The sequence below is a fragment of the Stenotrophomonas sp. STEN033 genome, from assembly GCF_056856655.1.
The window spans coordinates 41,608-49,622 of sequence record NZ_JBXFWM010000031.1; the positions used below are offsets into that span (position 1 = coordinate 41,608).

At 65.9% G+C, this 8,015-nt stretch carries 10 protein-coding genes; 1 reads left to right on the forward strand and 9 read right to left on the reverse strand.

Annotated elements, in window-relative coordinates; translation table 11 throughout:
• Positions 1-22 precede the first annotated feature (22 nt).
• Genes AC1VXC_RS12160 through surE form a run of 4 tightly spaced genes read right to left on the reverse strand, consistent with a single transcriptional unit; the run spans position 23 to position 2,883 of the window.
• Positions 23-799: a peptidoglycan DD-metalloendopeptidase family protein gene (locus AC1VXC_RS12160; protein WP_313171542.1), complete on the reverse strand. Its 777-nt coding sequence runs from the start codon at positions 797-799 to the stop codon at positions 23-25.
• Positions 796-1,410, reverse strand: a complete 615-nt coding sequence (locus AC1VXC_RS12165; RefSeq protein ID WP_313171540.1) for a YqaA family protein — start codon at positions 1,408-1,410, stop codon at positions 796-798. Before AC1VXC_RS12165 ends, AC1VXC_RS12160 begins: the two co-directional genes overlap by 4 nt.
• A gap of 19 nt (positions 1,411-1,429) precedes the next feature.
• The gene (locus tag AC1VXC_RS12170) at positions 1,430-2,107 is read right to left on the reverse strand and encodes a protein-L-isoaspartate(D-aspartate) O-methyltransferase (protein ID WP_313492590.1); all 678 of its coding nucleotides are present in this window, start codon (positions 2,105-2,107) and stop codon (positions 1,430-1,432) included.
• Positions 2,104-2,883 carry a 5'/3'-nucleotidase SurE gene (gene surE, locus AC1VXC_RS12175; protein WP_313171536.1) on the reverse strand — a complete coding sequence of 260 codons (780 nt, stop codon included), beginning with the start codon at positions 2,881-2,883 and terminating at the stop codon, positions 2,104-2,106. Before surE ends, AC1VXC_RS12170 begins: the two co-directional genes overlap by 4 nt.
• A gap of 181 nt (positions 2,884-3,064) precedes the next feature.
• Between surE and AC1VXC_RS12180 the strand changes: the two genes are divergently transcribed.
• Positions 3,065-3,604: a Smr/MutS family protein gene (locus AC1VXC_RS12180; RefSeq protein WP_313171534.1), complete on the forward strand. Its 540-nt coding sequence runs from the start codon at positions 3,065-3,067 to the stop codon at positions 3,602-3,604.
• 149 nt (positions 3,605-3,753) lie between these two features.
• Here the strand turns inward: AC1VXC_RS12180 and truD are convergent, their stop codons facing one another.
• From truD to eno, 5 genes are read right to left on the reverse strand one after another with little or no spacing between them, the layout of a single operon-like run.
• Positions 3,754-4,845, reverse strand: a complete 1,092-nt coding sequence (gene truD / locus AC1VXC_RS12185; RefSeq protein WP_481538228.1) for a tRNA pseudouridine(13) synthase TruD — start codon at positions 4,843-4,845, stop codon at positions 3,754-3,756.
• A complete protein-coding gene (gene ispF / locus AC1VXC_RS12190) occupies positions 4,842-5,342 on the reverse strand; it encodes a 2-C-methyl-D-erythritol 2,4-cyclodiphosphate synthase (RefSeq protein WP_481538227.1) in 501 nt (166 codons plus the stop codon). Before ispF ends, truD begins: the two co-directional genes overlap by 4 nt.
• Positions 5,343-5,388: 46 nt before the next feature.
• Positions 5,389-6,087, reverse strand: coding sequence for a 2-C-methyl-D-erythritol 4-phosphate cytidylyltransferase (ispD, locus tag AC1VXC_RS12195; RefSeq protein ID WP_481538226.1), 699 nt, complete (start codon positions 6,085-6,087; stop codon positions 5,389-5,391).
• The gene (gene ftsB / locus AC1VXC_RS12200) at positions 6,084-6,461 is read right to left on the reverse strand and encodes a cell division protein FtsB (RefSeq protein ID WP_293707297.1); all 378 of its coding nucleotides are present in this window, start codon (positions 6,459-6,461) and stop codon (positions 6,084-6,086) included. The genes ispD and ftsB overlap by 4 nt, the downstream gene beginning before the upstream one ends.
• 5 nt (positions 6,462-6,466) lie before the next feature.
• Positions 6,467-7,759, reverse strand: a complete 1,293-nt coding sequence (eno, locus tag AC1VXC_RS12205) for a phosphopyruvate hydratase (RefSeq protein WP_313171526.1) — start codon at positions 7,757-7,759, stop codon at positions 6,467-6,469.
• Positions 7,760-8,015: the final 256 nt, after the last annotated feature.

The window sequence follows — 8,015 nt, forward strand, 5'->3', positions numbered from 1 at the left end:
ATCAGGACGGGACCGCAGACATCTAGCGGCTCGGCAGATAGACCAGCGGATCAACCGGCTTGCCGTTGTAGCGGATCTCGAAGTGCAGCATGTCGCGCGAGGTGCCCGTACGGCCCATCTCTGCAATCTGGTCACCGGCCTTGACGCTCTGACCTTCATTGACCAGGCGCTTGCGGTTGTGGCCATAGGCCGACAGCCACTGGTCGTTGTGCTTGATGATGATCAGCTCGCCATAGCCCACCAGGCCAGCGCCGGAGTACACCACCACGCCAGGGCCCGCGGCACGCACTGCCTGACCACTGCTGCCTGCGATATCCACGCCCTGCTTGGTGGCTTCACCGGCGACGAAGCGCCCGACCAGGGCACCGTCAGCCGGCCAGCGCCAGGCAATGCCACTGTTGACCGGCGTAGGCGTCGCTGCCGGTGGCGGCGTAGCCGGACGGGTGGTGCTCGTCGTCGAGCCGGTGCCCGCCGGCCGACTGGCCGTCGCACCGCCCGGGTACAGCCGCAGGGCCTGACCCGGGTAGATCGTGTAAGGCTCGGACAGGCCATTCCAGGCCGCGAGATCACGCGGGGTGATGTTGTTGATCCGGGCAATGCCGAACAACGTATCGCCACGTCGCACGATTGCGGTCTGCCCAGGCTTGGCCACGGAGGTGCGCGGCGTGGTCGAGGTGGACGTGCCCGAGCTACCGCCCGAGGGCTTCACTACCGTGGCGGTACCGCACGCCGCCAACGAGACCACGGCCAGAACAGCCAGTGCCCTGCCCAAGCCCTTGCCCAACATCAATGCATTCATGCGAATTTAGCCCTCCAGACCAGCCATGCCACCAGGCCCACCACCAATGCGGTGGCAATCCAGCCCAGCGGCTCAATCCAGCGCCGCAACCGTTCAGCCGCCTGTGCGCCGCCGAAGCGGATCACCGCCGCCAACAAATAAACCCGCTTGCCGCGCCCAACCAGCATGCTCAACACATACTGCGGCAGCGGCACGCCGACGATACCCGAGGCCCATGTGAAGACCTTCATCGGGATGGGCATGAAGCCACCCAGCACCAGGAAGGTAAACACCGCCCACGGCGACTCCGCCATCTTGGCCTGCAGGGTCGCGATGCCGCTTTCAATGGCCGGCAGCATGCCCATCGCCTCGAACATCGGCTTGAGCACCTCGAACGCATAATGACCCAGTGCATAACCGACCATCGCACCGGCCATCGAGCCAATCAGGCTCAGCGTCGCGAAGCGCCAGCCCTTGCGCGGCTGCGCCACGCACATCGGCATCAGCATCACTTCCGGCATCACCGGGAAGATGATGGCCTCGATGAAACTGAGCACAGTCAAATAGGTAGGCGCGCGCTCATTGGCGGCCCATACCATGGCGCGGTCGTATAACGGCCCGAAGATCTTCATTCCGTGAGTAGTCCTGTTCTCAGTCCAGCATGCCCGGCAACAACGGTACGAAACTCACCGGTGCCAGTTCTTCCTGGGTAATGGTGCCATCGGCCTGCCGGGTCAGTTGCAACAACACCTGTCCACCCGGCCCGCCAACCGGCGCCACCAGGCGCCCGCCCACGGCCAACTGGTCGATCAAGGCATCCACCAGCGCCGGCGCAGCCGCGGTCACCACGATGGCATCGTACGGCCCGTGTTCGGGCCAGCCGATGCGGCCGTCGTCATGCTTGGTACGGATGTTCATGCCCAGATGCCGGAAACGCTTGCGCGCCTGCCGCAGCAGGTCGCCGATACGCTCGACGGTGAACACCTCCAGCCCCAGCGCCCCCAGAATGGCGGCCTGGTAGCCCGAGCCGGTACCAACTTCCAGTACCTTTTTCGGCGCAACCGCCAGCACCACCTCGGTCATTCGCGCCACCACCCAGGGCTGGGAGATGGTCTGGCCATGGCCGATAGGCAGAGCGGTGTCCTCGTAGGCGCGTGAGGCCAGCGCCTCATCAATGAACAGATGGCGTGGCACCACCCGCACGGCGTTGAGCGTGGGCTCGTCAGCGATGCCCACTTCGCGCAGCCGATCCACCAGACGGTCGCGCACCCGCTGCGAGGTCATGCCGATACCCACGGCCTCCGGCTGCAGGCGCAGGCGCGGCGTCATTCAGGCTTCCCCAGGGTTTCGGTCAGCCCACCCACCCAGCTGGCGACCTTTTCCAGCGCCGAATAGCGGGTCAGGTCGACCTGGATCGGGGTGATCGAAATATGCCCGGTACGCACGGCATGGAAATCGGTGCCAGGACCAGCGTCCTGCTCGCTGCCGGCCGGGCCGATCCAGTACACGGTATTGCCGCGCGGGTCGGTTGCCGGGACACAGGCTTCGGCACGATGACGGTTGCCAAGCCGGGTAACTTCAAAGCCGCGGATCTCGTCCCAGGGCAGGTCCGGCACGTTGACGTTGAGAATGGTGTCGGCTGGCAGGGGATCGGCGATGAGCCGGGACACGATTTCCACCGCGGCGCGTGCGGCGCTGAGGAAATGCTTGGCTTCATGCTTGTGCGTGACCAGCGACACCGCCACCGACGGCAGGCCGAGACCGCGCCCTTCCATCGCTGCCGACACGGTGCCCGAATAGATCACGTCGTCGCCGAGGTTGGCGGCATTGTTGATGCCAGACACCACGATGTCCGGCTCGTACTCGAGCATGCCTGTCAACGCCAGGTGCACGCAGTCGGTAGGCGTGCCCGCGACCGCGCAGGTGTAGTGGTCAATGCGGCGCAGACGCACCGGTTGATCCAGCGTGAGTGAGTTGGAGGCGCCGGAGCGATCACGGTCCGGTGCCACCACGGTGACTTCATGTCCGGCGCTGCGGAGCTGCTCGGCCAACATCTTGATGCCGGGGGCGTCCACACCATCGTCATTTGATACAAGTACGCGCATTAAAGGCCTGGGTTACTGGATCAACACGCGACGCTCCCACTCAGCGCCGCAATCGCCGGAACCTCCGGTTAGTACATCACCGTGACGGACCGACCTGAGCAACCATGATACCGGAATGCGCCGCGGCACTTTCCACCCCCGCAGGGCTTGCCTGCGACTGTGCGCACGTTACGCTGTACAAATGTCGTACCCAGATGAAGAAGATGACGCCGCACTGTTCCGTTCGGCCATTGGCGAGGTAACGCCGATGCGCCAGATGGAGGCACCGGCTGCGGGCAAGCCACGGCCCAAGCCGCGCGCGCGCATGGCCGAGCAGGATGAATCCGAGGCATTGGGTGAATTCGCCCGCCTGTTACGTTCCAGCAAACCCCTGGAAGCCGGCGACAATGCCAGCTACCGCCGCGACAATCTGCCGCCGCAGATGTTCCAGCGGCTCAAGCGAGGCCAGTATTCCGTACAGGACGAACTGGACCTGCACGGCGCCACCGCCGCCCAGGCCGAAAACCTGCTGCGCCAATTCCTGCTGGAGGCACGGGCGCATGAACACGGCTGCGTGCGCATCATCCACGGCAAGGGCCTGCAGTCAGATGGCGGCGCGCCGGTATTGAAGAACCTGGTCGACCGCATGCTGCGTCAACGCAATGATGTGCTCGCATTTCACTCCGCACCGCCCACCCAGGGCGGAACCGGCGCGGTACTGGTGCTGCTGGCCAACCGCTGAAACGACCAAGGCAGGCGGCGGGAACCGCGTTGTAGCTTTGTAGCCCGGGTAAGCGCAGCGCACCCGGGGTTGTTCACATGAGGCTTTGAGGCACCATTGGCCCCTGCCTCCCGGGAGCGCTGCGCTTACCCGGGCTACGCCACGGCCAATCAGTCGGCGGCGCTTTCTTCGCTGGATGGTTCGGCGTCAGGTGCCGGGCCGCCGGCAATTTCATTGCGGCTGGCATCGGTCACTGCGCCCAGTTCATGCAGCACCGCGGTGGCGTAACAGCCGGACGGCAGCGCAAACGACACTTCCAGTACGTCCTCGGCCAGCCATTGGTGCTGCATCAACAAAGGCTTGAGCCGCAGCGAGCGTCGCTCCTGCTTGAGCCCGGCTTGCTCCAACCCGGCGCGCAAGGCCAGGGCCTGCGCATCGGACAGCGCCTGCTCTTCCAGCGTCCGTGCGGCATCGCTCGAACGCAGCTCGCCCACACCCCACAAGGGCGCACTGGGATGGATGTCGAAACGTGCCAGACGCTCGGCCAACACATCCGTCATCGGCTCCGGACCGAACACCGAGCGGCTGCCATCCAGCATCCACACTTCGCCTTCCAGCGCGGCGTCCCAGTTACCCTGCTCCACCCGTGCGGCCAGCACGCGGTTGAACAAGGCCGAGCGCGCGGCCGACAACAGCATCGAACGCTGGTCCTTGCGCACACGGCGGCCAGCAAACATCTGCAGTGCTGCCGGCACATTGCCGCCATCGCGGCCAAAGCGCTGCTCACCAAACCAGTTCGGCAGGCCGCGCGCGGCGACGACCTGCAGGCGCTGCTCAATGGCTGCCTTGTCGCCCTGCACGCCGCGCAACACCAGTTTGAAGCGGTTGCCCGCCAACGCGCCGCGCTGCAGCTTGCGGTTGTGCCAGGTCGAGGCCAGCACGTTCAATTCGTCCGATTCCAGCAGGGCCAGATCCGGCGCAACCCGCTTGGGCAGGTGCACGCTGAAACGCTGCGTGGTCACCGCATGGCGATCCTTCTGCCCTGCATAGCTCACGCCCATTTCCGGCACGCCCGCCCACTGCGCCAGCTGCCTGGCGATGGCCACGGTATTGGCGCCGCGCTTGCGGATGTCCAGCAGCAGGTGCTCGCCTTCGCCGGTTGCCTCGAAGGCGGGGATTTCGTCGACCTGGAAATCTTCCGGCACGCTGCGGATCGCAGCGCTCAGTACCGGCGCGCCGAACGCCAAGGGCAGCGCGGTCATGCCGCCACCAGCAAGGCCACGGCCTGCGCGGCAATGCCCTCCTCGCGCCCGGTGAAGCCCAGCTTCTCGCTGGTGGTGGCCTTGATGCTGATCCGGTCCAGGTCGATCGCCAACAGCTGCGCGACCTGCTCGCGCATGGCCTGCGCATGCGGGCCAACCTTGGGACGCTCACAGATCACGGTGATGTCGACATTGCCAACCACCCAGCCGCGCGCGCGCAGCAGCTCATTGCAATAACTGACAAAGCGGCTGCTGTCCGCCCCCTTCCAGCGCTCATCGGAAGGCGGGAAATGCACGCCGATATCCCCCAACGCCAGCGCGCCGAGCATGGCATCGCACAGCGCGTGCAAGGCGACGTCGCCATCGCTGTGCGCCAGCACGCCACGGCTGTGCGGCACGCGTACGCCGGCCAGCATGATGTGATCACCCTCGCCGAAGGCATGCACGTCATAGCCTTGGCCAATACGGATGGGAGGGAAGGAAACAGGAGAATTCATGGCAGGTACTTCTTGGCAGAGCCGGCGCCACTGCGCCGGCAAGGGATCAGCTGCCGCGCCGCGACAGCTCGAATTCGAAACGGGCCAGGTCAGCCGGAGTGGTGACCTTGAAATTGCTTTCCGCGCCTTCGACCAGCAAGGGCCGCACGCCCTGACGCTCCATCGCCATGGCCTCGTCGGTGACGTCAACGCCGGCTGCAGCCGCATCGAGCAAGGCCCGGGTCAGTTGATGACGACGGAACAGCTGCGGGGTGAGCGCGCGCCACAGACGCTCGCGCGGCTCGGTGCAATCAATGCCGCCGTCGTCGCCGGCACGCTTGAGGGTGTCGCGCACAGGCGCCGCCAGGATGCCGCCGACAGGATCGGCACGGCCCACTTCCAGCAGGCGGCTCAGATCAGCGGCCGCCAGATTCGGCCGTGCTGCGTCATGCACGAGCACGAAGTCGTCGGCACGCACGCTGTCCGGCAAAGCCTGCAGGCCAGCCAACACTGACGCTGCGCGGGTCTCTCCTCCCACGCAGGTCAGTACGGGCTTGTCGGCGAACGAGCTCCAGCCCGGCCAGTCGCCGTCGTTCTCGGCAATGGCCACCATCACCCCGGCCACGCCGGGATGCGACAGCAAGGCCTGCAAGGTGTGCGCCAGCAGGGGCTCACCCTCGGCCAACAGATATTGCTTGGGCATCGGCCCGCCAAAGCGGGTACCGCGCCCGGCGGCCGGCACCACTGCCCAGGTCTGCACGATCATGGGATGTTCTCCGGCGGAGACTGCGGGTCGCCCTGCCCTGCTGCCGCTGCATTGGCAGGCGTGGCGGCGGGCGCAACCGGGGCCGCCACCGGCGCATCCTCGACCACCCGGTAGAACTTCTCACCGGGTTTGATCATGCCCAGCTCGCTGCGTGCACGCTCTTCGATGGCCGCCTCGCCGTCCTTCAGATCCTGGACTTCGGCGGCCAGCGAATCGTTGCGCTGCTGCAGACCATCGTTGTCACGTTTCTGGTTGGCCACCTGCGCCTCGAGCATCATCACTTCGCCCGAGTTGCCCTGGCCAAACCAGAAGCGGTACTGCAGCAATGCCAGCAGTACCGCCAGCACCAGCAGCAGCCAGCGCCAATTACGCATGACGATCAGCGCTTGAGCGAGACAAACGCGTCACGGCCAGCGTAGCGCGCGCCGCTGCCGAGGGCTTCCTCGATGCGCAGCAGCTGGTTGTACTTGGCCACGCGATCGCTGCGGCACAGCGAGCCGGTCTTGATCTGGGTGGCGGTGGTGGCCACGGCGATATCGGCGATGGTGGTGTCTTCGGTTTCACCCGAGCGGTGCGAGACGATGGCGGCATAACCGGCCTTGTCGGCCATGGCGATCGCTTCCAGGGTCTCGGTCAGGGTGCCGATCTGGTTGACCTTGATCAGGATGGCGTTGGCGGTGCCCGACTCGATGCCTTCGGCAAAGATCTTCGGGTTGGTCACGAACAGGTCGTCACCCACCAGCTGCACCTTGTTGCCGATGCGCTGGGTCAGCAGCTTCCAACCGGCCCAGTCGTTCTCGGCCAAGCCGTCTTCGATGGTGATGATCGGGTACTGCGCGGTCCAGTCGGCCAGGAAGTCGACGAACTGCTCGGAGGTCAGGCGCTTGTTCTCGCCGACCAGGTTGTACTTGCCGTTCTCGTAGAACTCGCTGGAGGCGACGTCCAGGCCCAGCAGGATGTCTTCGCCGGCGGTGTAACCGGCCTTGCCGATCGCTTCCAGAATGGTGTCCAGCGCTTCGACGTTGCTGCGGAAGTCCGGTGCGAAGCCGCCTTCGTCACCCACCGCCGTGCTCAGGCCGTGGCCCTTGAGCACCGACTTGAGCGCGTGGAAGATCTCGGTGCCAGCACGCAGCGATTCGCTGAACGAGCTGAAGCCGACCGGCAGCACCATGAACTCCTGGAAGTCCACGTTGTTGTCGGCATGCGCGCCGCCGTTGATGATGTTCATCATCGGCACCGGCAGCGACGGTGCAACGCCGGTCTTGGCGCCCAGGTACTGCCACAGCGCCTGCTTCTTCGACGCCGCAGCGGCATGCGCGGCCGCCATCGAAACACCGAGCAGCGCGTTGGCACCCAGGCGGCCCTTGTTCTCGGTGCCGTCCAGATCAATCAGGCGGCGGTCCAGGCCCTGCTGGTCTTCGGCATCAAAGCCGACCAGGGCCGAGGCGATCGCGCCATTGATGTTGGCAACGGCGTTGCGCACGCCCTTGCCCAGGTAGCGGGTCTTGTCGCCATCGCGCAGTTCCACGGCCTCCTTGGTACCGGTCGAAGCACCGGACGGAACGGCGGCGCGGCCGAACGAGCCGTCGGCCAGGGTGACTTCGGCTTCCAGCGTGGGGTTGCCACGGCTGTCGAGGATTTCACGGGCGTGGATCTTGGCGATATTGGTCATGTCTGGGGGTCAGGCTCGTCTAGGTGCGTCGGGTTGTCGACGGGGAACACAAAAACCGTGCCGCAGTTTAGCCGAAGCGCGGGCCGACGCGGCGCGTTGCTTTCGCCTGAAAGCGGCCGGGACGCTGAAACGGACAAGGCCCGCGCAGGGCGGGCCTTGTTTGGGCGTTGCACCGGTAGTGCGGCGGCGCGCGCCCCGCGGCGGGGGACGGCAGTGGCCACCGGCACGGCGCCCCGCGCCCCCCCCCAGGGGTTTG

Coding starts and splice junctions, on each gene's coding strand:
- ispF (WP_481538227.1), bottom strand. CDS start 5,342: ATGAATTCTCCTGTTTCCTTCCCTCCCATCCGTATTGGCCAAGGCTAT.
- ftsB (WP_293707297.1), bottom strand. CDS start 6,461: ATGCGTAATTGGCGCTGGCTGCTGCTGGTGCTGGCGGTACTGCTGGCA.
- ispD (WP_481538226.1), bottom strand. CDS start 6,087: ATGATCGTGCAGACCTGGGCAGTGGTGCCGGCCGCCGGGCGCGGTACC.
- surE (WP_313171536.1), bottom strand. CDS start 2,883: ATGCGCGTACTTGTATCAAATGACGATGGTGTGGACGCCCCCGGCATC.
- AC1VXC_RS12160 (WP_313171542.1), bottom strand. CDS start 799: ATGAATGCATTGATGTTGGGCAAGGGCTTGGGCAGGGCACTGGCTGTT.
- AC1VXC_RS12170 (WP_313492590.1), bottom strand. CDS start 2,107: ATGACGCCGCGCCTGCGCCTGCAGCCGGAGGCCGTGGGTATCGGCATG.
- eno (WP_313171526.1), bottom strand. CDS start 7,759: ATGACCAATATCGCCAAGATCCACGCCCGTGAAATCCTCGACAGCCGT.
- truD (WP_481538228.1), bottom strand. CDS start 4,845: ATGACCGCGCTGCCCTTGGCGTTCGGCGCGCCGGTACTGAGCGCTGCG.
- AC1VXC_RS12180 (WP_313171534.1), top strand. CDS start 3,065: ATGTCGTACCCAGATGAAGAAGATGACGCCGCACTGTTCCGTTCGGCC.
- AC1VXC_RS12165 (WP_313171540.1), bottom strand. CDS start 1,410: ATGAAGATCTTCGGGCCGTTATACGACCGCGCCATGGTATGGGCCGCC.